This window comes from Blastococcus sp. SYSU DS0669 (genome assembly GCF_054050895.1).
In genome coordinates this window covers 93,533-116,625 of sequence record NZ_JBJHAE010000009.1, presented here as the reverse complement: position 1 = coordinate 116,625, position 23,093 = coordinate 93,533, and the positions used below count along the sequence as shown (strand labels likewise).

General features: G+C 75.3%; 24 protein-coding genes. 15 read left to right on the top strand and 9 right to left on the bottom strand.

Features of this window, described 5'->3' with window-relative positions:
- Nucleotides 1-91 precede the first annotated feature (91 nt).
- The 5 genes from ACI792_RS11825 to ACI792_RS11805 all read left to right on the top strand — a co-directional run bounded on the left by ACI792_RS11825 (nt 92) and on the right by ACI792_RS11805 (nt 3,787).
- The gene (locus ACI792_RS11825; RefSeq protein WP_456602752.1) at nt 92-802 is read left to right on the top strand and encodes a type II secretion system protein GspK; all 711 of its coding nucleotides are present in this window, start codon (nt 92-94) and stop codon (nt 800-802) included.
- 149 nt (nt 803-951) lie between these two features.
- Nucleotides 952-1,698: an EcsC family protein gene (locus ACI792_RS11820; protein ID WP_456602751.1), complete on the top strand. Its 747-nt coding sequence runs from the start codon at nt 952-954 to the stop codon at nt 1,696-1,698.
- Nucleotides 1,699-1,777: 79 nt separating this feature from the next.
- The gene (locus ACI792_RS11815) at nt 1,778-2,014 is read left to right on the top strand and encodes a FitA-like ribbon-helix-helix domain-containing protein (RefSeq protein WP_456602750.1); all 237 of its coding nucleotides are present in this window, start codon (nt 1,778-1,780) and stop codon (nt 2,012-2,014) included.
- The gene (locus ACI792_RS11810; RefSeq protein WP_456602749.1) at nt 2,011-2,409 is read left to right on the top strand and encodes a type II toxin-antitoxin system VapC family toxin; all 399 of its coding nucleotides are present in this window, start codon (nt 2,011-2,013) and stop codon (nt 2,407-2,409) included. The genes ACI792_RS11815 and ACI792_RS11810 overlap by 4 nt, the downstream gene beginning before the upstream one ends.
- Before the next feature lie 376 nt (nt 2,410-2,785).
- Entirely contained in the window at nt 2,786-3,787 is a 1,002-nt protein-coding gene (locus ACI792_RS11805) for a DUF3048 domain-containing protein (RefSeq protein ID WP_456602748.1), read from the top strand.
- 17 nt (nt 3,788-3,804) lie between these two features.
- Here ACI792_RS11805 and ACI792_RS11800 read toward each other — a convergent pair whose 3' ends face one another.
- Nucleotides 3,805-4,845 carry an NAD(P)-dependent alcohol dehydrogenase gene (locus tag ACI792_RS11800; protein WP_456602747.1) on the bottom strand — a complete coding sequence of 347 codons (1,041 nt, stop codon included), beginning with the start codon at nt 4,843-4,845 and terminating at the stop codon, nt 3,805-3,807.
- A gap of 280 nt (nt 4,846-5,125) precedes the next feature.
- On the opposite strand from ACI792_RS11800, the gene ACI792_RS11795 reads away from it, so the two are divergent.
- From ACI792_RS11795 to ACI792_RS11785, 3 genes are all read left to right on the top strand, one after another.
- Nucleotides 5,126-5,695 carry a helix-turn-helix domain-containing protein gene (locus ACI792_RS11795; RefSeq protein WP_456602746.1) on the top strand — a complete coding sequence of 190 codons (570 nt, stop codon included), beginning with the start codon at nt 5,126-5,128 and terminating at the stop codon, nt 5,693-5,695.
- Nucleotides 5,696-5,827: 132 nt separating this feature from the next.
- Nucleotides 5,828-6,208: a hypothetical protein gene (locus tag ACI792_RS11790; protein WP_456602745.1), complete on the top strand. Its 381-nt coding sequence runs from the start codon at nt 5,828-5,830 to the stop codon at nt 6,206-6,208.
- Nucleotides 6,209-6,283: 75 nt separating this feature from the next.
- The gene (locus ACI792_RS11785; RefSeq protein WP_456602744.1) at nt 6,284-7,159 is read left to right on the top strand and encodes an NUDIX hydrolase; all 876 of its coding nucleotides are present in this window, start codon (nt 6,284-6,286) and stop codon (nt 7,157-7,159) included.
- 29 nt (nt 7,160-7,188) lie between these two features.
- Here ACI792_RS11785 and ACI792_RS11780 read toward each other — a convergent pair whose 3' ends face one another.
- Nucleotides 7,189-7,824 carry a hypothetical protein gene (locus tag ACI792_RS11780; RefSeq protein WP_456602743.1) on the bottom strand — a complete coding sequence of 212 codons (636 nt, stop codon included), beginning with the start codon at nt 7,822-7,824 and terminating at the stop codon, nt 7,189-7,191.
- Between the two features lie 34 nt (nt 7,825-7,858).
- Nucleotides 7,859-8,503, bottom strand: a complete 645-nt coding sequence (locus ACI792_RS11775) for a dihydrofolate reductase family protein (RefSeq protein WP_456602742.1) — start codon at nt 8,501-8,503, stop codon at nt 7,859-7,861.
- A gap of 152 nt (nt 8,504-8,655) precedes the next feature.
- Between ACI792_RS11775 and ACI792_RS11770 the strand changes: the two genes are divergently transcribed.
- Both ACI792_RS11770 and ACI792_RS11765 read left to right on the top strand, forming a co-directional pair.
- Nucleotides 8,656-10,311, top strand: a complete 1,656-nt coding sequence (locus ACI792_RS11770) for an FAD-dependent oxidoreductase (RefSeq protein WP_456602741.1) — start codon at nt 8,656-8,658, stop codon at nt 10,309-10,311.
- Between the two features lie 152 nt (nt 10,312-10,463).
- Nucleotides 10,464-10,637, top strand: coding sequence for a hypothetical protein (locus ACI792_RS11765; protein ID WP_456602740.1), 174 nt, complete (start codon nt 10,464-10,466; stop codon nt 10,635-10,637).
- A 45-nt stretch (nt 10,638-10,682) separates the two neighbouring features.
- On the opposite strand, the gene ACI792_RS11760 is transcribed toward ACI792_RS11765, so the two are convergent.
- The 4 genes from ACI792_RS11760 to ACI792_RS11745 all read right to left on the bottom strand — a co-directional run bounded on the left by ACI792_RS11760 (nt 10,683) and on the right by ACI792_RS11745 (nt 14,601).
- Nucleotides 10,683-11,459: a transglycosylase domain-containing protein gene (locus ACI792_RS11760; RefSeq protein ID WP_456602739.1), complete on the bottom strand. Its 777-nt coding sequence runs from the start codon at nt 11,457-11,459 to the stop codon at nt 10,683-10,685.
- Nucleotides 11,460-11,971: 512 nt separating this feature from the next.
- Nucleotides 11,972-13,036, bottom strand: coding sequence for a DUF5925 domain-containing protein (locus tag ACI792_RS11755; protein ID WP_456602738.1), 1,065 nt, complete (start codon nt 13,034-13,036; stop codon nt 11,972-11,974).
- Between the two features lie 41 nt (nt 13,037-13,077).
- A complete protein-coding gene (locus ACI792_RS11750) occupies nt 13,078-13,827 on the bottom strand; it encodes a hemerythrin domain-containing protein (protein WP_456602737.1) in 750 nt (249 codons plus the stop codon).
- A gap of 150 nt (nt 13,828-13,977) precedes the next feature.
- Nucleotides 13,978-14,601 (bottom strand): hypothetical protein, encoded by a 624-nt coding sequence (locus ACI792_RS11745; protein WP_456602736.1) that lies wholly within the window; start codon nt 14,599-14,601, stop codon nt 13,978-13,980.
- A 235-nt stretch (nt 14,602-14,836) separates the two neighbouring features.
- On the opposite strand from ACI792_RS11745, the gene ACI792_RS11740 reads away from it, so the two are divergent.
- The gene (locus ACI792_RS11740; protein ID WP_456602735.1) at nt 14,837-15,457 is read left to right on the top strand and encodes a hemerythrin domain-containing protein; all 621 of its coding nucleotides are present in this window, start codon (nt 14,837-14,839) and stop codon (nt 15,455-15,457) included.
- Between the two features lies 1 nt (nt 15,458).
- Here ACI792_RS11740 and ACI792_RS11735 read toward each other — a convergent pair whose 3' ends face one another.
- Complete coding sequence (locus ACI792_RS11735) at nt 15,459-18,716, bottom strand: BTAD domain-containing putative transcriptional regulator (RefSeq protein ID WP_456602734.1); 3,258 nt, start codon at nt 18,714-18,716, stop codon at nt 15,459-15,461.
- Between the two features lie 61 nt (nt 18,717-18,777).
- Here ACI792_RS11735 and ACI792_RS11730 point away from each other — a divergent pair, with 61 nt between their 5' ends.
- Nucleotides 18,778-19,239: an NUDIX domain-containing protein gene (locus tag ACI792_RS11730; protein ID WP_456602733.1), complete on the top strand. Its 462-nt coding sequence runs from the start codon at nt 18,778-18,780 to the stop codon at nt 19,237-19,239.
- 232 nt (nt 19,240-19,471) lie between these two features.
- Nucleotides 19,472-20,575: a ScyD/ScyE family protein gene (locus ACI792_RS11725; RefSeq protein ID WP_456602732.1), complete on the top strand. Its 1,104-nt coding sequence runs from the start codon at nt 19,472-19,474 to the stop codon at nt 20,573-20,575.
- A gap of 75 nt (nt 20,576-20,650) precedes the next feature.
- On the opposite strand, the gene ACI792_RS11720 is transcribed toward ACI792_RS11725, so the two are convergent.
- The gene (locus ACI792_RS11720; protein WP_456602731.1) at nt 20,651-21,550 is read right to left on the bottom strand and encodes an SMP-30/gluconolactonase/LRE family protein; all 900 of its coding nucleotides are present in this window, start codon (nt 21,548-21,550) and stop codon (nt 20,651-20,653) included.
- A gap of 110 nt (nt 21,551-21,660) precedes the next feature.
- On the opposite strand from ACI792_RS11720, the gene ACI792_RS11715 reads away from it, so the two are divergent.
- Together ACI792_RS11715 and ACI792_RS11710 are read left to right on the top strand one after the other, a co-directional pair.
- Nucleotides 21,661-22,599 carry a Rieske 2Fe-2S domain-containing protein gene (locus ACI792_RS11715; RefSeq protein ID WP_456602730.1) on the top strand — a complete coding sequence of 313 codons (939 nt, stop codon included), beginning with the start codon at nt 21,661-21,663 and terminating at the stop codon, nt 22,597-22,599.
- Nucleotides 22,596-23,078: a hemerythrin domain-containing protein gene (locus ACI792_RS11710; protein WP_456602729.1), complete on the top strand. Its 483-nt coding sequence runs from the start codon at nt 22,596-22,598 to the stop codon at nt 23,076-23,078. Before ACI792_RS11715 ends, ACI792_RS11710 begins: the two co-directional genes overlap by 4 nt.
- Nucleotides 23,079-23,093: the final 15 nt, after the last annotated feature.

Here is a 23,093-nt window from a genome sequence, read left to right as displayed (position 1 = left end):
GAATCAGAACGCTCTTCCACCATCTGTCGACCGGCGGCACGGTCTCGGCGGTCGGCTCCCGGCTGCCAGCGCCGGCCTCGAAAGGACTCTCATGATCTCGCCACAACTCTCGGCTGACGCACCACCCGCGCCGACCTCTGCCGAGCGTTTCCGAGCGGGCGGCTGGTACTTCGTCCTGACCATCTGCACAGGTGGGTTCTTGGCCGCAGTGCCGTTCTGGCACGCGGCCAGCCGCCTCCGCCGGCCGGAGGTGCGCACGCGCGCGCTCGCCTACACCGCGGCCGGTGTGTATCTGATGATCCTCATGGCGCTCACCCCGCCACGGCAGCCGGACGGCACCTCTGGCAACGAGACGCTCAGCACAATCGGTGGGCTGAGTGTGGTGCTCGTGGTCGTCCTGGCGTGCATCCAGCTGCGTCCGCTACGCCTCGCGGTCTACAGCGGCCCTAGACCGACGCCGGTCGACGACGACCCCGCCGTCGCGCGCGCACTCGGCGCGCGGGCCCGCCGGGAGGAGACCCGCCAGCTCATCTCACGCGAACCCGGTCTGCAGCGGGAGCTGGGAATCGGGCGGCCCGACCTCGGGCGGGGCTACGACGACGGCGGGTTGATCGACGTCAACACCGCCCCTGCCGACGTGATCGCACGGGTCGCGGACATCGACCGTGGTGACGCAGAGGCCATCGTGGCGGCGCGTACCGCGAGTGGCGTGGCCTGGTTCGACGTTGCGGAGCTGCTCGACCACGTCCCACTGGCGCCGTATGCCCAGGAGCAGCTCCGGGAGCGGGCCATCTTCCCGTGAGCCGGTCGCGCTGACGATCGGCGCCGCTCCGTAGCTCTCGCAGCTCGTGTCGCCGGACGGGACTGGGCGACGGCGCGGCGACCGAACTCATCCGCACCGGGAGCAACAACTCGCCACCGCGTCACTTGCACCTGGGCGACACCCGGCCGTTGATCGAGAACGCAGTCGAGGTCCGCAAGATGTGGGAAGCCGAACGAATCCATGGGGGAGCAATGACGCAGGAACAGATCGACCGGCCGGATGCCGAGTGGCTGACCGAGGGGACTGAGGAGGAGCGCGCTCAGGAGGGCGCCCGAGTCGAGCGCTTTGTGAGCGCAGTCTTGTCGCGCGGTGTCGAGGGGTTCGGGCGCTACAAGAGCGCCGAGACGATCGCCGAGGAGCACTTGGCGCAGCACGGTGACGTGGACAAGGCCATCGAGCGGCTCATCGCCACGCACACCCGCCTCGTGGGCGCCTCCGGTTTCGCCACCGGACTGGGTGGAGCCGTCACCCTGCCGATCACCGTTCCCACGGACGTCGCCGTCTTCTATGCCCTGTCGGCGCGCTGCGTTGCCGCGGTGGCGCATCTCCGTGGCTACGACGTCGCCTCCGACGAGGTCCGCAGCGTCATCATGCTCTCGCTGCTGGGCGCCGGCGGAGCCGCGCTCGCCGCCGAATTCGGCGCCACGCTCGGCACCAAGGCCGCCATGGCGGTGTTGAAGAAGCTTCCTGGCCGGGTGTTGACGGAGATCAACAGGAAGGTTGGGTTCCGACTCCTCACCAAGTTCGGCACCAAGGGGGTCATCAACCTCGGCCGATGGGTGCCGGTCGTCGGTGGGGGTGTGGGAGCGACGGTGAACGTCGTCGCGATGCGCTCGGCCGGCCGATACGCCAAGCAGAACTTCCCGCTCTGCTGACGGTTGCTGTAGTACCACCTCTGCGGAGGGCTGGACCCTTACAGTGCCATTGCACTGCTGGCGCTGCTAGATTGCATGCATGCCGGTGTCCATGACCATCCGAGATGTCCCTGATGACGCCAGGGATGAGTTGGCGGCGCGAGCGGCCCGAGCCGGCCAGTCTCTGCAGGAGTACCTGCGTGGGCAGCTGGTGGCCCTCGCGCGGCGGCCCAGCCCGGACGCCCTGTGGGACCGCGTTGAGCACCGTGTCCTCGCCACCGGCAGCCGGCTGTCCGGTGATGCGATCCTCGAGCTGCGCGACGTCGATCGCAGGTGACCATCGTGGTCGACGCATCCGCCGTCGTTGCCGCGCTGGTCGACGGCGGACGGGAGGGTTCGTGGGCGCGCGGAGGGCTGCGGAACGAGGACCTCGCGGCACCGCACCACCTCTTCGTCGAGGTGTCGAACGTCCTCCGGCGAGCCGTCCTCGCCGGCCGGCTCGGCGCGGACGTGGGCGCGCTGGCTCACCGCGACCTCGTCCAGCTGTCGGTGACCAGCTTCCCGTTCGAGCCTGTGGCCGACCGTGTCTGGGAACTGCACCCCGGGGTCACCGCGTACGACGCCGCCTACGTTGCGTTGGCCGAAGCACTCGACGCGCCGCTGTGGACCCTCGACCGGCGCCTTGCCGCCGCGCCCGGTCCGCGATGCTCCTTCCGATTGCCCCAGCCTTGAGGAGAGCCGGCTGCCCACGGTGATGAGGTCACGGGCAGCGGACACGCCTCCCCACGATGGCCTTCGCGTCAGGCGTGCACGCCTCCCCGGACGGCTCGGTCGGCCCCGGGAAGCCTCACGCCTGTGTGCGGGCTCGGTCGTGGGTCCGGCCCACCGTGCCGATGAAGAGAAGGCAAGGCGTCGCCGAGTCAGAAAGCTCCCCGTGCCCAGGACCACCCCACCACGGTCCCGCTCCCGGTCGACGACCGGCCGCGGGGCCGCGACGCCTCCCCGGCCCAGGAAGGGCGCCGGTCAGCGATCGACGCCGGCGAAGAAGAAGACGGCGCGAGGTCGTCGCCGCCCCGGGCCGCGCCGCGGCCGGCTCCTCCTACTCGCGATGTTCGTGGTCGCTGGCGTCGTTGTGTGGCCGGCGGTCAAGCCGCACGTGGCGGCCCTGCCGTTCCTCGACTCGGTGCTCGCCGGCACGTCGCCGTCGGGACCCACCTGGCCGCTGACCGGCGTCCCTGCAGGCGTCGTCCCGGACCGCCCGGCGCTCGCCGTGAAGATCGAGAACTCCGCCGCCGCCCGCCCGCAGACCGGTCTCAACGCCGCCGACGTGGTGTGGGAGCAGGTCGTCGAGGGCGGCATCACCCGGTTCGTCGCCGTCTACCACTCCACGCTGCCGCCCGAGATCGGTCCCGTGCGGTCGATCCGGCCGATGGACGCGGCGATCGCCGCACCGCTCGGCGGTCTCCTCGCTTTCTCCGGCGGCGTGCCGGACTACATCGCCGCCGCCGAAGCTGCCGGGCTGCAGGTGCTCCGCCAGGACTCCGGGGCCGACGGCTTCTTCCGGACGACGGCCCGCTCAGCACCGCACAACGTCCACGCGACGCCGCAGACCCTCCTCGACCAGGCCGACGCCGACCACCGCACCGCACCCGGCCAACAGTTCGACCACACGGCAACGGGGGAGCAGCCCACCGCCGTCGCCGCGGGGCAGCCGACGACCACGCTCGACCTCGAACTGTCGGGGATCAGCACTCCCCGGTGGACGTGGAGCCCCGCCGACGGTCGCTGGCTGCGCGCCGAGGGGAGCACTCCGGCGGTCCAGGCGGACGGCGCGCGGATTGGCGCCGCGAACGTCGTCGTCCTGCGCGTCGACGTCGTGCAGACCGAGGCCCGGGACCCGGCCAGCAACCCCGTTCCGGAGACGGTTCTGACCGGCGGCGGGCCGGCCCTCGTCGCCTCCGGCGGGCACACGGTCGAGGCAACCTGGTCCAAGCCGGGCGTCGGGGACCGGGTGGAGCTGACCGACGCCGACGGCGACCCCGTCACCCTGGCGCCCGGGACCACCTGGGTCGAGCTGGTCCCCAACTCCGGCGCGGTCACCACCGGCTGACCGGGCAGCCGGAAAGGTCACTCCCCGGGGACGACGACGGCGCGACCGCGGATCGTGCCCTCGTGCAGCTTCCGATAGGCGGAAGGCGCCTGGTCGAGCGTGTACCGCTCCACCTCCACGTGGATCGCTCCTGCCCGGGCCAGGTCGAGCACCTCGATCAGCTCCGACCGCGTTCCCCAGTACGGCGCCCGCACCGACGCACCCATCGGCGTCGAGAAGAAGCCGGTCGGCAGCAGCCCGCCGCCGATCCCGACGATCTGGATCACCCCGTCCAACGCGACCGACTTCCGCGCGATCTCCAGCGTCGGCGGCGCCCCCACCATGTCGAACACCACCTGCGCACCCACCCCGCGGGTCAGCGCCCGGATCTCCGCGACGGCGGAAGCGTCGGACCGCAGCACGTGGTGCGCGCCGACCTCGCGGGCCAGCTCCAGCTTCTGATCGCTGATGTCCAGCGCGACCACGGTGGCGCCGGTGATCGCCCGCAGGATCTGGATGCCCACGTGCCCGAGCCCGCCCGCCCCGATCACCACCGCGGTGCTCCCGGCGGGCAGCGCACCCAGCGACGAGACGATCGCGTGGTACGGCGTCAGCCCGGCATCGGTGAGCGACACGGTGGCCACCGGGTCGAGGTCGCCCAGCGGGACCAGGTGCCGGACGTCGTCGACGATCATGTACTCGGCCAGCGCGCCGGGGGAGCCCAGCCCCGGCGGCTGGATCCCGAGCTCGGCCGCCCGCGGGCAGTAGTTCTCCGCGCCGCGCGCGCAGGCGTGGCAGAGCCCGCACCCCCACGCCCCGTAGACGGCCACCGGCTCGCCCACCTCGACGCCGGTCGCACCCTCGCCGAGGGCGTCGACCACGCCGGCGCCCTCGTGCCCGAGCGTCAGCGGCAGCCCGTAGACGAACTGCTCGGCCGGCAGGCTCATCACGAAGGCGTCCGAGTGGCACAGCCCCGCGGCGGTGACGCGCAGCCGGACCTGCCCCGGACCCGGTTCCGGCGTCGGGAGCTCGACCACTTCGGGCTCGCTGCCGATGGTCCGGTACTGCACCGCGCGCATGCCTTCTCCTCCGTGGCCTGGACGACGTCCACTCGGACGCTAGGGCCTCGGCGCGGCGGGCGGCAGACCGTCAGGTCCCGCGGACGGGACGGAGATCCCTGGCAGCCCCCGCCGGCGGGACCTGTGGACGACGTGCTCGTCGCGGCGGCGATCCGTGCTGCGCGCCGGCTCCCGCATGGCGAACCCGTCGTCCCTCGCGCGCGCCTCGCACGTCGGCGACCCGCCCATTGGCGCATTAGGTCGTGCAACACACCTGTTCGTGCCGATGAGGGGAATCGGCATGCTCACCGTCGACCAGGCCGCCGAGCGTCTCGGCGTCGAGCCGGAGCAGGTCCGCCGGCTCATCCGCGCCGGCAAGCTGGCCGCTCCCCGGATCGGGCGCACGCTCGTGCTCGACGAGGACGCGGTGGAGGGCCGCGCGCGCCTGCTCGCCCGGTTGCGCGGCTACGACGCCGAGCGCCTGGTCGCCGCCGCCCGCGATCGCGCGGAGCGGCACGAGCTGCGGGTGCTGCCCGCCTACCGGCAGCGGCTGCTCGCCACCGACTGCGTCGTCCCCTCCGGCCTGACCGCGGCCGCCGCCGTCGGCGCCGACATCGTCGCTCCCGACGCGGCGGCCGAGGTGTACTGCGCCGAGAGCACGCTGGCCGGGGTGCGCCGCGACCTGGGTCTGTCCGAGCGCGGCGAGGCCAATCTGGTCGTGCGCGTGCCCCGGTACGAGGTGGACCTTCCCGGCCGCACGCACATGCCGGCCGCGGTCGTCGCCGTCGACCTCGCCGAGTCGCCCGACGTGCGCACCCGGCGGGCCGGCCTCGACCTGCTCGCCGCCGCCCTGGGCGACCTGCCCCGGTGACCGGGGCCGGGCGACCGGAGCCGTGGGTCGAGCTGCCGCCGCTGGCCGGCCCGTTCGACACCCTCTGCGGACCTCGTCCTCGATCTCGCCGAGCAGCTGCCGCCCACCGGGTGGGTGCTGGTCGGCGGCCAGATGGTGATGCTGCACGGCCTGCTCGCCGGGCGGGTGGCGACGCGGGCCAGCCAGGACGTCGACGTCCTCGCCGATCCGCTCACCGACGAGGCCGGCCTGGCGCGCTGCGTGCGCGCGGTGCGGGAGCTCGACCTCGAGCCGCAGCCGGACGCCGCCTGGGCGACCGACGCCCGCGACCGGGAGCGGCACAGCGGGGACGCCGCCTTCCTGGCAGGCCTCATCGCCGATCCGCTCGCCGAGCGGGACCGCTTCGCCGGCAGTGACCGCAAGCGGCTGCAGCGGCTCGACGAGGTGCTCGGCGACCCGGCCGCCGCCGAGTGGCGGCGGCTCGGCGAGGCGGCCGACGACGGCTACGCCACCTGGCGCCTGCTTCTGGGCTGACCTCATCCCGGACAGCACACGCTTCGTCCCTGGGCAGCGGGCGGTCCCGGACCACCCGGTGCGAGCATGACGGCCATGACCGACGACCGGAGAGAGCTCGTCGGGCGCTACCTGCGCGGGGAGACCGACGTCGTCGCCGCCCGCGACGCCGCCAGCGTGGTCCTGCTCCGGGACGGGACGGCCGGCCCGGAGGTGTACCTGCTCCGGCGCCGTCCGACGATGGCCTTCGCTCCGGGCATGCACGTCTACCCGGGTGGCTCGGTCGACCCCCGTGACCGTGAGGCCGCCGAGCACTGGGCGGGGCCACCGCCCGCCGAGTGGGCGGCGGCCTTCTCCTGTGACGCCGGTCTGGCGACCGCGCTGGTCGCGGCGGCGGTCCGCGAGACGTTCGAGGAGTCCGGCGTCCTGCTCGCCGCCCACCGGGACGGCACCCCGGTCACCGACACGACCGGCGGCGACTGGGAGCGCGACCGGCTGGCGCTCATCGATGGCGCGCTGGCGCTCAGCGACTTCCTGGCCGCGCGGTCCCTGCTGCTCCGTGCCGACCTGCTCCGGCCCTGGGCCCACTGGATCACGCCGGAGTGGTCGGCCCGCCGGTTCGACACCCGCTTCTTCCTGGCCGCGCTCCCGGCCGGTCAGCGCACCCGCGACGTCGGCGGCGAGGCCGACCGGGTCACCTGGCTGCCGGTCACCGAGGCCTTCCGGCGTTTCCGCGACGGGTCGCTGACGATGATGAACGCGACCGCGTCGACCGTGCGCGACCTTACCGCCCATCCGGACGTGGCCTCCGCGATGGCCGAGTCGCGCCGCATCCGGCCGATCATGAGCCGACCGGTGCTCACCGACGGCCGCCTGGACTACGTGTACGACGAGGACGACGGTCCGGCTCGGCTCGCCCGGCTGGTCGAGCCGCTCGGGGGGCACGACATCGACCCGACCGCCATCAGCTGAACCGGTCGGCACGACAGGTCCGCGCACCGTCAGGCGTCGACGTCCTCGTGAGTGTTCACCCCGGGGATCCGCCGCACCGACCCCCAGCCGAACCGCGCCCACGCCACCAGCAGCGCGGCTCCGACCAGCGACCCGAGGCTGTCGCGCACCAGGTCGCCGTTCGTGTCGTCGTTGTCCACCGACAGGTCCGTGCCCAGCCACGCGTCCGAGCGCCACTCGTAGACCTCCCACAGCGCACCCAGCGAGATGCCCAGCGCCGCGGTGACGACGGCGATCCCGACGTAGTGCGGCAGGTGCGTCTCGTCGCGCGGGTCCGGCACCACCTCGACCCGGGCGAGCGCGATGTAGACGACCGGCGCGGTGAGCATCGGCAGCGTGAAGTGCACCAGGTCGTCGAACCGCACCCACTGGTCGTACAGGCCCAGCACCTCGCCGAACCCCTGCAGCGCCATCGCCAGGGTGAACGACAGGTCGTAGAGCCGGGGCAGGTTCACCAGCCGCGCGACGACGGTGATGCCGCCGAAGAAGAACAGCAGCCCGGCCGCACCCCAGTCGCCGGCCGCCGCGTAGGCCACGGCCCCGCCCAGGATCACCAACCGCAGGACGTCGATGCCGTCCCGGATCACCGGCGTCCAGTCGCCCAGCAGCAGGGTGCGCGTGTCCACCCGCATGGGCTACCACGGGCGGACCCGCAGCGCGTCACCTCCGCCAGAAGAGGTGGTGGGTCACGCCGCTCGGGCTCGGGACGACGTCGCGGTGGAAGCGGTCGAGCAGCTCCTCGGGCGACTCCCACAGCCGCGATCCGGCGCCGAGCTCCACCGGCGCCACCACCACGTGCAGGGTGTCGACCAGGTCGGCGTCCAGGAACTGCCGGACGACGCCGGCCCCGCCACCGAGCCGGACGTCCAAACCACCGGCCGCGGCGCGCGCCTTCTGCAGCACCTCGGCCGGCTCGCCGCCGACGAAGTGGAACGTGGTGTCCGACAGCGTGAACGACGGCCGCGGGTGGTGGGTCATCACGAACACGGGCGTGTGGAACGGCGGCTCGGGCCCCCACCAGCCCTGCCACTCGTGGTCCTGCCACGGCCCGCGCTGGGGGCCGAACTTGTTGCGGCCCATGATCTCGGCGCCGACCCCGTGCGCGAAGTCGCGGACGAAGTAGTCGTCGAGGCCGCGGCTCCCGCCGGGCTCGGCGCGGTGCGGGAAGCTCGCCGTCGCGACGGCCCAGGCCATGAGGTCCATGGGATCGGCGTGGCCGAACGGCCGCTCCAGGCTCTGGCCCTCTCCCGCCCCGAACCCGTCGCTGGAGACGGTGAAGTTCTGCACTCTCAGCAGCTGCGCCACGTCGCTCCTCCTCGGTCGTCGATGCGGTGCAGACCGTGGCGCGGAGCCGAACTCATCTCCGAGGGCCGGACCCGCGCACCGGACCCTGGTCCGCCGGGCGGCGCACGCCTACCGTCACGGCAGCGGGGGCCGTCCGACGCATCGGAGCTCCCATGTCCGTGCCGCTGATCGTCGCGGTCGACGACGAACCCGCCCGGCTCTCCGCCGTCCAGCGGGAGCTGCGCACCCGGTACGAGGCCGACTACCGGATCTGCTGCCTGCCCAGCCCGGGCGAGGCGCTCGCCACCCTGGAGCAGCTCGCCGCCGACGGCGGGGACGTCGCCCTGGTCCTCGCGGCCGACGACCTCGCGGGCACGCCGGGCACGGAGCTCCTGGGCGAGGTCCCTGCTCTCTTCCGGCACGCCCAGCGCGCCCTGCTCGTCGAGTGGGCGAGCGTCGGGGTGGCGGAGACGGGCGACGCGATCTTCGAGGCGATCGCCGGTGGCCGGATCGACCACTACGTCGTACGGCCGGCGCCGCCCCCCGACGAGCAGTTCCACCAGGCGATCTCGACCTTCCTGCTGGCCTGGGCCGAGGCGCGCCGCCGCGTCCCGCACACCATCGAGGTGGTGGGGGAGAGCTGGTCGGGGCGGTCCTACGAGCTGCGCGAGGTGCTCGGCCGCTGCGCCATGCCGCACCGCTTCTGCCTGGCCGGGTCCGACGAGGCCCGCGCGATCCTCGGCGACGCCGAGCAGCGGCGGCTCCCGCTGCTCGTGATGCCCAACGGGCACGTGATGGAGGACCCGAGCGACGTCGAGATCGCCCGGTCCGCCGGCACCCTCATCGAGCCCACCGGGGAGCGCTACGACCTGGTGATCATCGGCTGCGGGCCCGCGGGTCTCTCCGCCGGCGTCTACGGCGCCTCGGAGGGCCTGCGCACGGTGGTCATCGACTCGGGCAGCATCGGTGGCCAGGCCACGTCGAGCTCGTCGATCCGCAACTACCTCGGCTTCCCGCGCGGCGTCACCGGCGCCGACCTCGCCCGCCGGGCGTACCAGCAGGCCTGGGTGTTCGGTGCGCGCTTCGCCTTCATGCAGCGGGTCACCGAGCTGTCCCCGGAGAGCGACGGCGTCGTGGTCCGGCTCGACACCGGTGGCGTGGTCGTCGGCGGGGCCGTCGTCCTGGCGTGCGGCGCCAGCTACCGGCGTCTCGACGTCCGCTCCCTCGAGGCGCTGCACGGCGCCGGCGTCTTCTACGGCGCCGCGGCCTCCGAGGCGCCGCTCGTCGCGGGCAGGGACATCTTCATCGTCGGGGGCGCGAACTCCGCCGGGCAGGCCGCGATCCACCTCGCCGGCTACGCCGACCGCGTCACCCTGGTCGTCCGCGCGGCCTCGCTCGAGGCGGGCATGTCCCACTACCTCGTGCACCAGGTCCAGGAGACCCCGAACATCGAGGTCCGCACCGGCACCGAGGTCGTCGACGGCGGCGGTGACGGCTGGCTGGACCACCTCGTCCTGCGCGACCGGGCGACCGGCGCGGAGGAGAAGGTGCCCGCGTACGCGCTCTTCCTCATGATCGGCGCCCAGCCGCACACCGAGTGGCTCCCGGCGAGCCTCGAGCGCGACCCCGCGGGGTTCGTGGTCACCGGGTCCGAGCTGAGCGACGCCGGGACCGACGCGCTCGGCCGCCGCCCCCTGCCGCTGGAGACCTGCATCCCCGGCGTGCTCGCGGCCGGCGACGTCCGGCACGGGTCGGTCAAGCGGGTGGCCTCGGCCGTCGGCGAGGGCGGGATCGCGATCCAGTACGTGCACCGCCTGCTCGCCGTGTGAGGTCGCCGCACGCGGTCAGGAGGGTGCGCCGCCGAGCCGCGACACACCGATCGCCCCACTGGTCACAGCCGACCTGCACCTTTCGCGAAGGTCCCGGGAACCGTCGGATCCCGCTCGTAGGCTGGGCGAAACCCTCCACGGAAGGACATGGTGTGGGCAAGCACCTGCTCGACGAGACGGCCGAGTTCACGATGCCTCAGCTGGGGCGGCACGCCGCTCCGGACACGGCCGAGCTCGAGGTCACCCAGCGGTTCGACGCCGGCCTGCAGCGGCCGCGCCCCGTCGTCCCCAACGCCCAGCAGGGCAAGGACGCCGGCAGCCGCTGACCCCGACGCCGGGGCCCACCCGCGGGTGGGCCCCGGCGCGTGATCTCAGGCGGTGCCCTCCGCGGCGATCAGGTCGGTGACCTCCTGCGGGGGAGTGGAGCAGTCGTCCGCCGACGGTTCCTGGTCCGAGGCCAGCCCCGTGACGCCGGCGTCCTCGACCGGGGTGAAACCCAGCCGGTCCAGGTGCGCCGGCACCCGGTTCTGGGCGTTGATCACGTGCGAGCGGGACAGCCAGCCCATGCCGTCGGCCACCTCGAAGTCCATGCCGCCGCCGGGGGCCCGCTGGACGTGCCCCGGCGAGGGCAGCAGCCCGACCAGCTGCACGGCCTCCGCGGCGGAGAGCTCCGCGGGCGGGGAGTCGAAGTAGTACCAGCCGGCCGCGCAGACGCCGTAGACCGTCGGCCCGAACTGCGCGTAGTTGACGTAGAGCTCGAGCATCCGGCGGTCGTCGACGAACGCCGCCAGCTCGGCCGACAGCGCCGCCTCCAGCCCCTTGCGCCAGGCGCTGAGCTCCTGGTTGAGGAAGAGGTTCTTCGCCACCTGCTGCGGGATCGTCGACCCCGACGGGTCCTCCGCGCCGGCCAGGTGCGCCGTCGCCCGCTCCCACAGCGCGTCCCACTCGAAGGCGCCGTCGCGGTAGGGCAGCTGCGCGTCCTCGTGCGCGATCACCGCGGCGAGGAAGTTCCGCGACACGTGCTCGACCGGCACCGACTGCTGGATCGCGCCCTCGGGGTTGGCCGCCATGAACGCCGTCGTCGGCGGGTCCACCCAGCGCAGCGACAGCACCACCAGGGCCTGCACGACGGCGAGCACCGCCAGCACGCGGACGACACGGCCCGCCAGCCCGCGACGACGACGCGGCCCCCGCAGCCGACGGCGGCGACCGCGCTCCGGAGCCGGGGCCGGGGGGGGTGGCGGGAACGGGCCCCTCGGCCGCGGCGGCGGATAGGCGCCGCCGGGCGGGGCCGAGGGGTACGGCCCCGGAGGTGCCTCACCGCGCCAGTGGCGGGGCGGCGGCGGCCCGGCGGCCGGCGGGGGGCCGGAGTACCAGTCGTTGCCCGCGGGGGGAGGGCGGTCGAACCGCGGCCGGTGCGGCGGCTCCACCTGCGGCAGCGGCTCGGTGGGGCGACGGCGGAGCCAGCGGGTCGAGCGGGGGTCCGGCGGGACGGAGGCCACGAGGCGGTGCTCCTCAGGTCGGCGTCGAGAGTCGATGGTACGGCGGCCGGGCGGGGAAACCGCCGACGTCGGATCTAGCCGACACCCACCGCGCGACGATGACGGCGCCGCATGCGACCCGCCTGGACGCATCCTGTGCATCCGGTGTGAACGCCGGTTCAGAGGTAGCCGCCCGGCTCCTCCCGGTGCGCCGGGTCGCGCACCCGGTCCTCCCGCACGGCGTAGAGCTCTGCCAGCGTCATCGGCCCCTCCGGCGCGGTGCCCCGGCTGCCCAGCCAGCGCCGCGCCTCGGCGGCCGAGAGCGCCTCGAACTCGACCTGGGCCAGGCACCGGCCCGGCCGGGTGATCGCCGGGTGCAGCCGCCCGACGTCCTCGTTCGTGGTGAGCAGCACCAGCACCCGCAGCCCGTGGCCGAGGATGCCGTCGCAGAGGTTGAGCAGGCGGCCCAGCGAGGCCCCGGCCCGGAGCTTCGCGTCCGCGCGCAGGTACTCGTCGCAGTCCTCGGCGATCACCAGGCGCCACTTCTGGTCGTCCCGGTCATCGCTCGCCCCGGCGACGTCGAGCAGGTACTGGGGGCTGTCGAACAGCCGCTCCGGGTCCATGACGTAGTGGGTCTGGCACCAGCCCGACCACGCCCGGCCGAGCGCGCGGGCCGCCGTCGTCTTCCCGGTGCCCGGGGCGCCGTGCCAGAGCACCAGCCGGCCGGCGCGGGTCGCCGGGGACGGCAGCGCCATCAGCTCGCCGAGCGCGCCCGCCGTCCGGGCCGCGTAGTTGGCCGTCACCTCCGGCCACGCGGGCGCCTCGACCCGCCTCGTCGTCATCGAGCCCTCGCCGTCCCGCTCCGACCAGAAGCGCACGCGGACCGAGCCCTCGGGCAGGGTCGCCGCGCGCCGGGCCCCGGTCGCGAGGTGGTCCACCGCCGCCTCGACCTCGCCGCGGTCGCGGCCGACGACGTCGATCGAGGTGACCTGCCCGCCGCCCTCGACCCGGGCGAGCACCCCACCCCACGCGGCGACGACCGTGCGCTGGTCGCCCAGGCGCTGGTCGAGCCGGACCTCCGCGCCCTCCGGCAGCAGGGCCAGCGGATCGGCGACGCTGCCGGCGACCTCCGCGTCGCGGGCGATCCGCATGCCCTCCCACTGGGCGCGCACGAGCAGGCCGGTGCCCACCTCGCTGAGGTAGCTCAGCCAGAAGTGGGCGTCCAGCCCGTCCCCGTTCCCCATGCCCGTCAACGTACGGCCGGGGACCGACGATCCGGGCCCGGTCAGAGCGCGGGCGGTGCGCCCCGCAGCCGGGCGACGGCGGCGCGGAAGTCGCGGCGGCCGACCGCGCGCCAGGCGGTGCGGACGGCGGGGGAGAGGCCGGCCAGCACGCGGGCGCGGTCGATCGCCGAGGCGTCCTCGAGCAGCAGGCCCAGCACCAGCATCTGCTCGCGGCCCGAGAGGCTCGTGCCCGCCGCGCGGCACACCGCCGTCCACTCGCCGGCCGGCAGGTGCTCGGCCAGCAGCGGCAGCAGGTCGGCCTCCTCCGCCGCGGTCGACCCCGCCACGGCGTCGGCGACCCGCAGGCAGGTGCGCAGGAAGGCGTCCCGCGCGGGCGGGGCGCCGGTCACCGCCCACTGCCGCGCCACCGTGGTCAGGTCGCGCAGCCGGTTGTCCAGCAGCGAGGTGCGGCCGGTCCACGCGACGACGTGCCGCCGGGCGCGCTCCTCCGCGGCGGAGGGCAGGGAGCGGAACAGCGCGGGCCACAGCCGCTCCCGCTCGACGGCGTGGTGCTGGAGGAGCACCCGCGCGACCAGGTCGGCGTGCCGGGTGAGCTCGGCGACGCGGGCGGCGTCGTCGGTGGTCACCCACGAGGCGAGCTCGGCCAGCAGCCGGAGCTCGCGGAGCACGGCCCGGTGCAGCACGCGCTGGTAGGCGGTGGCCGCGGTGCCCGGTGTCGCGGGCGGGGCCGGCGGGGTCAGGGCCGGCGGCGCGACGGTCGGGGCGGGGCGGGGGAGGACCGCGGTGGTCATGGCACCTCGTCGGGTCGGGTGGGAGCAGTGGGGTCGACGCTAGGGAGGAAGGCGTCCCGGGCGACAGGGACCGGTGTCCCGGACCTCGGGGGACCGGCACCCGGGACCGCGAGGCACCGACGCCGGTGACGCAGCCCCGGGCGCCGGGGATCAGCCGGAGGCGCGGGACAGCCAGCCGGCGGCGGCCATGCCGAGGCCGAACAGGATCGTGCCGGGGATGATGCTCCAGCCCTCGGCCGGCATCGCCGGTACGAGCAGGGCGCCGACGGTGATGCCGGGGATCGCCAGCGCCACCCACAGGGGCAGCAGCCGGTGGCGGATCGCCGCGATCGCGAGCAGTGCCGGGCCGATCATGTTGGCGAAGCCGGCGACCATCGTGAACGGCAGCGTCGCCTCCTCGATCACGTGGAAGGCGTGGTGGTCGAACAGCGGCCGCACCCACGCCTCCAGCACCGCGCCGGCCGGGATGAGCACCTGCCCGAGCCACAGCACGCCGAGGCCGATGACGGCGAGCCGCGAGCCGGCGAAGCGGCGCACCAGCACGCCGAGCGAGGCGGCGATCAGCAGGGCGCCGAAGCCGAACAGCACGTGCGCGAGCACCCAGGTCGGTGCCTCGGTCGCGGCGTCGTCGTGGGTCAGCGGGTGCAGGGCGTTGCCGACGGCGAACAGCGCCCCGCCGACGACCAGGCTCATCGCCTCCAGCGCGTCGCCGGGGCGGTGGTCGCGCAGCACGGGGGTGGAGGTGGGGGCGGGCAGGGACGGTGCGGTGGTCATGGCGTTCCTCGGACTCGCGGTGCGTCGGGTCGGGCGACCCGGTCGGCCCCGACCCTCACCGGCCGTACTTGCCGACCGCTGAAGGCCGACTTGTCGCCACCGCGACAAGTCACCGGCAAGCGCGCGCACCCAGGGTCGGCGCACCGCCCGATCCCGAGGAGCTACGCGATGACCACCCCGCCCGTCCCCGTCACCCCCCCGCACCGCCGGCGACCCGCGCCCCGACACCCTCGGCATGCGGCTGGCCCACCGGTCGATGCTGCGTGACGCCCGCCGCCTCACCGACCTGCTCCAGCAGATCGCCGCCGCCGGCACCCCGGTCGACCGGGGGCGCGCCACGCACATCGCCCGGTACGTCGGCGACTACTGCGACTCGGTGCACCACCACCACTCGGTCGAGGACGACGTCCTGTGGCCGGTCCTCGCCGCGTCCGCCGGCTCGCACGTCGACCTGACCGAGCTCAGCGACGACCACTCCGCCCTCGACCCGCTGCTCGACCGCATCCGCGCCGGCGCCGCCGCCTTCGCCGCCCGGCCGGCCGACGAGGACGCCGCCACGGCGCTCGCCGTCGACCTCGCCGAGCTGCGCGACACCCTCGAGGAGCACATCGCCGACGAGGAGGCCTCCGTGCTCCCGGCGATCGAGGAGCACGTGTCGGTCGGCGACTGGGCCGCGGTCGAGGCCCGCATCCGGAAGCGCGCGACGCTCTCCTTCGAGGTGCCGCGCGTCGTCGACGTCGTCACCCCCGAGGAGCGCGCGACGCTGCTCGCCGACGGCGGTCTCGCCGTCCGGCTGATGCTGGCGCTGCTCGTCCCGCCGTTCCGCCGCCGGGAGCGCCGGGTCTTCGGGGGATGAGTCAGAGGCCGACGGCGGCGAGCTCCGCGGTGAGCCGCCGCCGGACCTCGGCCGCACCGGCCCGGTGCCGCGCCGCCGCCTCCGGGTCCCCGAGGCGGTCGGCGACAGCGGCCAGGGCGTCGTCCACCGGACCGACGACGAGGGTGCCGGAGTCCAGGCCGCCGACCCGCCCCTCCCACGGCAGCAGCTCCGCGTACGCGGCGGCCGCGGCGTCGGCGTCCCCGAGCCGCGCCGCCGCGTGCGCGCGCAAGGTCGTCGTCGCCAGCCAGTAGTAGTCGCGCGGCACCGGTCGCCGCGCGGTCCAGGCGGTGCGCGCCTCGTCCGCGGCGCCGGCGTCGAGCAGCCCGAGGACGACGGCGTCGGTGAGCGCACCCGGCAGCGCGCCGTGCAGCCAGCGCAGCTCGCCGGCCGAGGCGGAGACGTCGCCGCGCGCCCAGCCCGCGACGAACCGGCCCACCATCGCCATCAGCGCGCCGTTGGCCGCGCCCGCCTCGGCCAGCCGCGCGGCGACCGCCTCGTACCGGGCGACCCCGTCGTCGAGCCGGCCGGCCAGCACCAGCAGCGCCCCGGAGAAGGCCCCGAGCGCGCCCAGCACGTGCCCCAGCTGTCCGCTCCCCGAGAGCGCGACCGCCATGTCGACATGTCGCCGAGCCGACGCGAGGTCCGTGCGCGCGGCCGCGGCCAGGTGCAGCAGCCAGTGCGCCACCGCCTGGAAGTCGGCGGACCCGCCGGCCGCGGCGAGCGCCAGCAGCTCTTCGGCCACCGGCTCCCGCTCGGCGGCGAGGTCGGGCCCCAGCGCAGCGAAGGCGCGGGCGTTCAGCGCCCCGCAGAGCAGCCGCCCGGCGTCGGGCAGTCCCGCATCGGCGCACCGCCGGGCCAGCGACACCGCCTCGGCGCTCACCGCGTGCGCCTGCGCGTCGTCGCGCCCCTCGACCTCGCGGAACAACGCCAGCAGCAGCCGGCACCGGAGGTCCTCGGGCAGCCCCTCCCGCGCGACCGCGGACAGCAGCGGGTCGAGCAGCCGGGGGTCCTCGAGACCGTCCTCGCGGACCGTCCAGACCAGCGGCGCGTCCCAGGCGGCGAGTGCGGCGAGCTCCAGGTCGTCGCGGCCGAGCCGCCGCGCGGTGCCGACGGCGGTGCGCTGCTGCTCCCGCGCCGCCACCGCGTTGCCCGCCCGCGCGTGCGCGGAGATCGAGGGCAGCAGGAGCGCGAGCAGCGCCTCGTCGCCGCCGGACCGCGGCCCGGCCAGCTCGTGCATGCGCACCGCGGTCGCCCACTGCCGCGCGGCGTCGGCGTGCGCGCCGAGCTCCTCGGCCTCCCGCGCGGCGGCCACCACGTACGGCACGGCGGCCGCCGCCGTCGAGGGCCCGGCCGCGGCGACGGCGTGGTGGGCCAGCGTGGTGGCGTCGGCGTCCCGCGCCTCGAGCGCGACCAGGGCCGCGGCGTGCACGCGGGCACGGCGCATGAGCGGCAGGTCCTCGTAGAGGGTGTCGCGCACCAGCGCATGGCTGAAGCGCACCTGCCCCGGCCCCGGCTCGACGAGCAGCCCGGCGAGCACGGCGGTCTCCAGCGCGTCGAGCAGCTCGTCGGGGTCGTGCCCGGTCACCGCGGCCAGCAGGTCGACGTCGGTCTCGCGCCCGAGCACCGCCGCCTGGCGCAGCGCCGTCACGGCCGGCCCGGGCAGCCGGTCCACCCGCCGGCGCAGCACCTCCCGGACGCCCACCGGCACGCTCGTCCGCGCCGCGGCCGCGCCCTCCGAGACGATCAGCCGGGTCAGCTCGCGGACGAACAGCGGGTTGCCGCCCGTGCGCTCCCGCAGCAGCGCCAGCAGGTCGGTGTCGGCGCCCGGTAGCCCGAACTCGCGGGCGAGGACGGCCACCCCGGCGTCGTCCAGACCGTGCAGCGTCAGGTGGGCGCTGCTCGCGGCGGCCAGCGCCGCCCGGGTGGCGCGGAGCCCCTCGCCGTCCTCGGTGCCGCGGAAGGTGCCGACGACGAGCACCGGCTCGCCGGCGAGCTGGTCGACCACCTGCCGGAGCAGCTGCAGCGTGAGGTCGTCGGCCCGGTGCAGGTCGTCCAGAACCACCAGCAGCGGCTGCTCCTGCGCCGCCGTCCGCAGCCGCTCGGCGACCGAGCGGGCGAGCCAGAAGGCGTTGCCGTCCCCGGGCAGCTCCGCGTCGGGGCCCAGGCCGCGCAGCACCTCGCTCCACGCCCAGGCCGGCGGGGCGCCGTCCACCTCCGGGCAGCGGCCCCAGGTCGCCCGCCAGCCGCGGGCGGTCAGCGCGCCGGCGACCGCCTCGACCAGCGTGGTCTTGCCGGCGCCCGCCTCGCCGCCGACCCAGGCCACGCGGGCGCCGTGGCGCGCCTCGTCAGCCGTTGCCAGCAGGCGGCCGAGCTCGGCGGTGCGGCCGATCGACGGGGGAGCGGGTTCGGGCACCCGGGGGGCCACGGGGCGCGCGGGCGCGACGGCCGACGGCGCGTCCAGCGCCGGGTCGTGGTCGAGCACGGCCGCCTCGAGCTCGCGCAGCTCCCGGCCGGGGTCGACGCCGAGCTCGTCGGCGAGGTGCGCCCGGGCCCGGCGGAGCACGCCGAGCGCATCCCCCTGGCGGCCGCCGCGGTACAGCGCCAGCGCCAGCAGCCGCACCGCCCGCTCGCGGCCGGGGTGCGCGCGCACCAGCCGGTCGAGCTCCGCGACGACGGCGGCCGCGCGGCCCAGGTCGAGGTCGGCCTCGGCCCGGGCCTCCAGCGCGGTGACCCGTAGCTCGTCGAGCCGGGCCACCTCGGGCGCCGCCCAGCCGGTGTCGGCCACCTCCGCGTAGGCCGGGCCGCGCCAGCAGGCCAGCGCCCGGTCGAGGAGCTCCCGGCGGGCGGCGGCGTCCGGCTCGCCCTGCGCCCGGGCGACCAGGTCGGCGAACAGCCAGGCGTCGACCGCCTCGCGCGGCAGGTGCAGCGCGTAGCCGGGGGCGCGGCTGACGAGCACCGTCGCCTCGGCGCGGGTCCGGCGGGTGGGCTCCAGGGCGCGGCGCAGGTGCGAGACGTGCACCTGCAGGGAGGCCAGCGCCTTCGGCGGCGGCTCGCCGTCCCAGAGGTCGTCGACGATCCGGTCGGTGGAGACGACGTGGCCGCCGGCGACCGCGAGCCGGGCCAGCACCGAGCGCTGCCGCGGCCCGCCCAGCACCGCGGGCGCGCCGGCCACCGTGGCCCGCAGCGGACCGAGGAACGACAGCGCGACGGGCGGTGCGTCGGGATGCGTCGTGGCCATGGCGGGGCGAACCTAGCGGACGCGCGACCGGGTGCCCCGCGCTTTCTGCCAGGCTGTCCGCGTGCCGCCCGTCCGCAGCTCCGGGATCCTGCTCCACCGCCGCGGCGCCGGCGGCGTCGAGGTGCTGCTCGGCCACATGGGCGGGCCGTTCTGGGCGCGGAAGGACGACGGCGCCTGGTCGATCCCCAAGGGGGAGCACGACCCGGAGGAGGACGGCGAGGCCGCCGCGCGCCGGGAGTTCGCCGAGGAGCTCGGCTCCCCGGTGCCCGCCGCGGTGCTGCACCCGCTCGGCGAGGTGAAGGGCCGCAAGCTGCTCGCCGTCTGGACCGGTGAGGGCGACCTCGACGTCGACGCCGTCGTGAGCAACACCTTCCCGCTGGAGTGGCCGCCGCGGTCCGGCCGCGTGCAGGAGTTCCCGGAGGTCGACCGGGCCGCCTGGTTCGACCTCGCCACGGCGCGGGCGCGGATCGTGCAGGCCCAGTTGCCCTTCCTCGACCGGCTGGAGGCCCACCTGGCCGGCTGACCGGCCGGGCCGTGCACGGCGGACCACCCCGCCGGACAGCGCCTCACCCACTCCTGACCTGGCCCTGTGGACCCGCGGGTACCGAAATGATCACCGGGTCCACCTGCGCTGATCGCCCTCCGTGACGACGCGCACGGACGTGATCTGAGCGAGATCGACGACCGGCCCGCGGCGCACAGCCCCCTGGCAGGTTCCCCCGCGTTCCACGGGGGTGTCGATCGAGGGAGAGAAGATGCGGTACATCAAGGCGGCGGCGGGTGCAGCCGCGGCCATGGCGCTGGTCGTCGTGTCACCGACGGCGGCCGGTGCCGACGACGGCAAGGGGCACGCCCCGGGTGGCGACGTCACCACCGTCGTCGGAGGGCTCGACGGACCACGGCAGCTGAGCGAGTACAAGGGTCGCCGGCTGATCGTCGCCGAGTCCGACACGGGGGAGGTGACCTGGATCGACCCGCGCGGAGGACGGTCCCAGACCATCCTGTCCGGCCTGGGCAACGCCCAGGGCGTGGACTACGTGCGCGGCCTCATCTACGTCGCCATCGGCGAGTTCGCCGGTCCGCCGGAGGCCGGTGAGGGCCTGCCCAGCCAGCAGCTCGTGGAGGCCACGCCGGGTGGGGAGATCCTGCGGACCTGGGACCTCCTGCAGTACGAGCTGGACAACAACCCGGACGGCCAGCAGCAGTTCGTCGGCGAGGAGCCGTTCGAGACGCTGTCCAACCCGTTCTCGGTGCTCGCCCAGCCCCACCGCATCCTCGTCTCCGACGCGGGCGCGAACGCCGTCCTCTCCATCGACCGGAAGTCCGGCGAGATCAGCACCTTCTTCGTCCCGCCGGTGGTCACCGACGTCGACGGGTGCGCGGAGGCGTTCAACAACCCGGACACCGTCGGGTGCGACCCGGTGCCCACGGAGATCACCGAGGGGCCGGACGGGAAGATCTACGTCGGCACGCTGGGCGCCGAGGTGCCCGGGGCGGCGCGGGTCTACGTGCTCGACCAGCACGGCCACCAGGTCGACGTGATCGAGGGCCTGACCAGCGTCACCGGGGTGGCCGTGGACCACAAGGGCACGGTCTACGTGTCCAACGTGCTCGAGGGCATGCCGATGGGCGAGGGCCCGCCGCCGGCGGACCTCGACCCGTCGACGGTCGGCGAGCTGACCCGGATCGAGCGGGACGGCGACCGCGCCACCGCGCAGGTCACCATGCCGACCGGCCTGGAGATCGAGGGCGGGCACCTGTACGCCTCGGCGTGGAGCATCGCCGGCTTCCTGGGCATGCCCTCGGCCGGTGAGATCCAGCGGGTCGGCCAGGGCGCCTTCACGGCGGCGACCCCCTGATCCGTCGGTAGGACCGCGGGGGCGGTCGGGGTGCCCGCGGGCTCCCCGGCCGCCCTCCCGGCTGCCGGGGTGGGATCAGGGGAAGCCGGCGTGCGGGACGGTGACCTCCGTCGACACCAGCACCGCCTCCCGCGCCGGTGCGCGGGTGTGCTCGTAGAAGTCGGGGGCGCAGCACAGCAGCAGCGTCCGGCCGTCCTCGCCACCGAGCGCGCAGGCGTAGGTGCCCAGGCCGTCCGGGGCGGCGACCTCGTCGACCACCTGCCCGCCCGGCGCGACCCGCAGCACCCGCGAGCCGAAGCCGTCGGCCACCCAGACGTGCCCCTCGGCGTCCAGCGTGCAACCGTCCGGGGCGACGACGACCTGGCCCATCAGCTCCTCGATCGAGCCGCCCACCGGCTCCGGGCCGAACTCGGCCCACGTGCGCCGCGGGCCCAGCGAGCCGTCGGCGGCGACGTCGAAGGCCGAGAAGCGGTTGCCCCAGGTCTCGCCGACGATCAGCGTCCCGCCGTCGGGGGTGATGACCGAGCCGTTCGGGAAGCGCAACCCCTCGGCGACGACGGTCACCGTGCCGTCGGGGTCGACCCGCTTGAGCGACGCCGCCGCCGGCGCGCCGCCGCCCATCAGGTCGAAGCCGAAGTCGCCGACGTACGCCCGGCCGACGCCGTCGACCACCATGTCGTTGAGGTAGCCGCCGCAGACCCCGGAGAGGTCGGCGTGGGTGGACACCTGGCCGTCGGCGACCCGCAGCAGCCGCTGGTCCTTCATCGACACCACGAGCAGCGAGCCGTCGGGGAGCCAGCCCAGCCCCGAGGGCTGGTTCTCCACCTCGAGGACGACGGTCTCCGGGCTCCCCGGCGTCACCCGGCTCACCGTGTGCCGGTAGAAGTCCGACGCCCACCACTGCCCGTCGTGCCACCGCGGACCCTCGAAGAAGGAGCCGCCCTCCAGCACCGTCCGGAACGCTCGATCAGCCATGCCGCCGGACGCTACGACCATCCGGGCGGGCGCACGAGCCCGCCACCTCCCGTTTTCCGCCGCGGCGGGCTGGGCACGGGTCCGGGCATGGCCACGGAAGACGCGCACCGGTGAGCGTCCGGAACCTCCTCGAGCGGGCGGTGAGCCGGGTCGAGCGGATGGAGGTGCTGGACGCGCCGAGCTACCAGGTCGAGCACGGGATCTCGCTGACCTTCCTGCTGGCGGGCCGCTACGCCCGCCCGCTGCAGGACCTGCTGCACGGCGTCTGGTTCGGCCACCCCCTGCACCCGTTCCTCGTCACCGTGCCGATCGGCGCCTGGGGTGCGGCCGCGCTGCTCGACGGGCTCGACGCCACCGGCCGCGGCGGCCCGGGCACCGGCCAGGCGGCGCGCACGGTCGTCGGGTTCGGGATCGCCGGCGCGGTGGGCGCCGCCGCGACCGGCATGACCGACTGGCAGCACGCCCACGACGAGGCGCGCCGCGTCGGTCTGGTGCACGCCGCGCTCAACAGCACCGCGCTCGCGCTGCAGACGTGGTCGTTCGTGGACCGGGGGCGTGGGCGCGCGGTGCGGGCCCGGGTCACCGCCGCCGCGGGCTACGCGATCGTCCTGGCCAGCGGCTACCTGGGCGGTGCGCTCTCCTACCGGCACCGGCTGGGTGTCGACCGCTCCGCGGCCGGCCGGTCGCCCCGCCGGTTCACGCCGGTCGCCCGCCTCGCCGACCTCCCCGACGGCGAGCCGTTCGGCGTCGACGCCGACGGGGTGCCGGTGGTGCTGATCCGCACCGAGGACGAGGTGCGCGCGCTGGGCGGGCGCTGCCCGCACCTGGGCGGCCCCATGGCGGAGGGGTGGCTGCACCGGGACGAGCTGGTGTGCCCGTGGCACGGGTCGCGGTTCGACCTCGACACCGGGGAGCCGGCGCAGGGGCCGTCCACGGCGCCGCTGCCCTGCTACGACACCCGCGTCCGCGACGGCGCGGTGGAGGTGCGGCGGCGGGCCCGCTGGCGCACCCCGACGGCCGTGACCACGGTGGAGGAGGCGTCCCGGTGAAGGCCGACGAGGTATTGATCGCGCACCACGACGTGCTGCGCGGGCTGCTGCGCGAGCTGGCGGAGACGACCGAGGGGCAGGCCGCCCGCCGGGAGGAGCTCCGGGACGAGTTCCTGCGCGAGATCGAGATCCACGCCCAGATCGAGGACGAGCTCTTCTACCCCGCCGTCCCCGACGTCTCCCCGTTGCTGGCCCTCGCGCACGCCGAGCACCGGCAGATCGACGACCAGGTCGCCACCGTCATGCGCATGGACGTCACCGACCCGGAGTTCGCCACCGAGGTGCGCATGCTGGAGAAGACGGTGCGCCACCACACGATGGAGGAGGAGGAGCGGATGTTCCCCCAGTCGCACGCGCTGGGGGAGCAGCGCCTCGAGGAGCTCGGTGAGCAGCTGCGCGCGCGGAAGCAGGAGCTGGCCGAGTCCGGCGGGATGCGGCTGATCATCCGGCTCAAGCGCGCCACCCTGCGCCACGTGTAGCCGCGCGGCGGGCCC

Coding starts and splice junctions, on each gene's coding strand:
- ACI792_RS11825 (WP_456602752.1), top strand. CDS start 92: ATGATCTCGCCACAACTCTCGGCTGACGCACCACCCGCGCCGACCTCT.
- ACI792_RS11815 (WP_456602750.1), top strand. CDS start 1,778: ATGCCGGTGTCCATGACCATCCGAGATGTCCCTGATGACGCCAGGGAT.
- ACI792_RS11805 (WP_456602748.1), top strand. CDS start 2,786: ATGTTCGTGGTCGCTGGCGTCGTTGTGTGGCCGGCGGTCAAGCCGCAC.
- ACI792_RS11800 (WP_456602747.1), bottom strand. CDS start 4,845: ATGCGCGCGGTGCAGTACCGGACCATCGGCAGCGAGCCCGAAGTGGTC.
- ACI792_RS11795 (WP_456602746.1), top strand. CDS start 5,126: ATGCTCACCGTCGACCAGGCCGCCGAGCGTCTCGGCGTCGAGCCGGAG.
- ACI792_RS11790 (WP_456602745.1), top strand. CDS start 5,828: ATGGTGATGCTGCACGGCCTGCTCGCCGGGCGGGTGGCGACGCGGGCC.
- ACI792_RS11785 (WP_456602744.1), top strand. CDS start 6,284: ATGACCGACGACCGGAGAGAGCTCGTCGGGCGCTACCTGCGCGGGGAG.
- ACI792_RS11770 (WP_456602741.1), top strand. CDS start 8,656: ATGTCCGTGCCGCTGATCGTCGCGGTCGACGACGAACCCGCCCGGCTC.
- ACI792_RS11755 (WP_456602738.1), bottom strand. CDS start 13,036: ATGGGGAACGGGGACGGGCTGGACGCCCACTTCTGGCTGAGCTACCTC.
- ACI792_RS11750 (WP_456602737.1), bottom strand. CDS start 13,827: ATGACCACCGCGGTCCTCCCCCGCCCCGCCCCGACCGTCGCGCCGCCG.
- ACI792_RS11745 (WP_456602736.1), bottom strand. CDS start 14,601: ATGACCACCGCACCGTCCCTGCCCGCCCCCACCTCCACCCCCGTGCTG.
- ACI792_RS11740 (WP_456602735.1), top strand. CDS start 14,837: ATGCGGCTGGCCCACCGGTCGATGCTGCGTGACGCCCGCCGCCTCACC.
- ACI792_RS11735 (WP_456602734.1), bottom strand. CDS start 18,716: ATGGCCACGACGCATCCCGACGCACCGCCCGTCGCGCTGTCGTTCCTC.
- ACI792_RS11725 (WP_456602732.1), top strand. CDS start 19,472: ATGCGGTACATCAAGGCGGCGGCGGGTGCAGCCGCGGCCATGGCGCTG.
- ACI792_RS11720 (WP_456602731.1), bottom strand. CDS start 21,550: ATGGCTGATCGAGCGTTCCGGACGGTGCTGGAGGGCGGCTCCTTCTTC.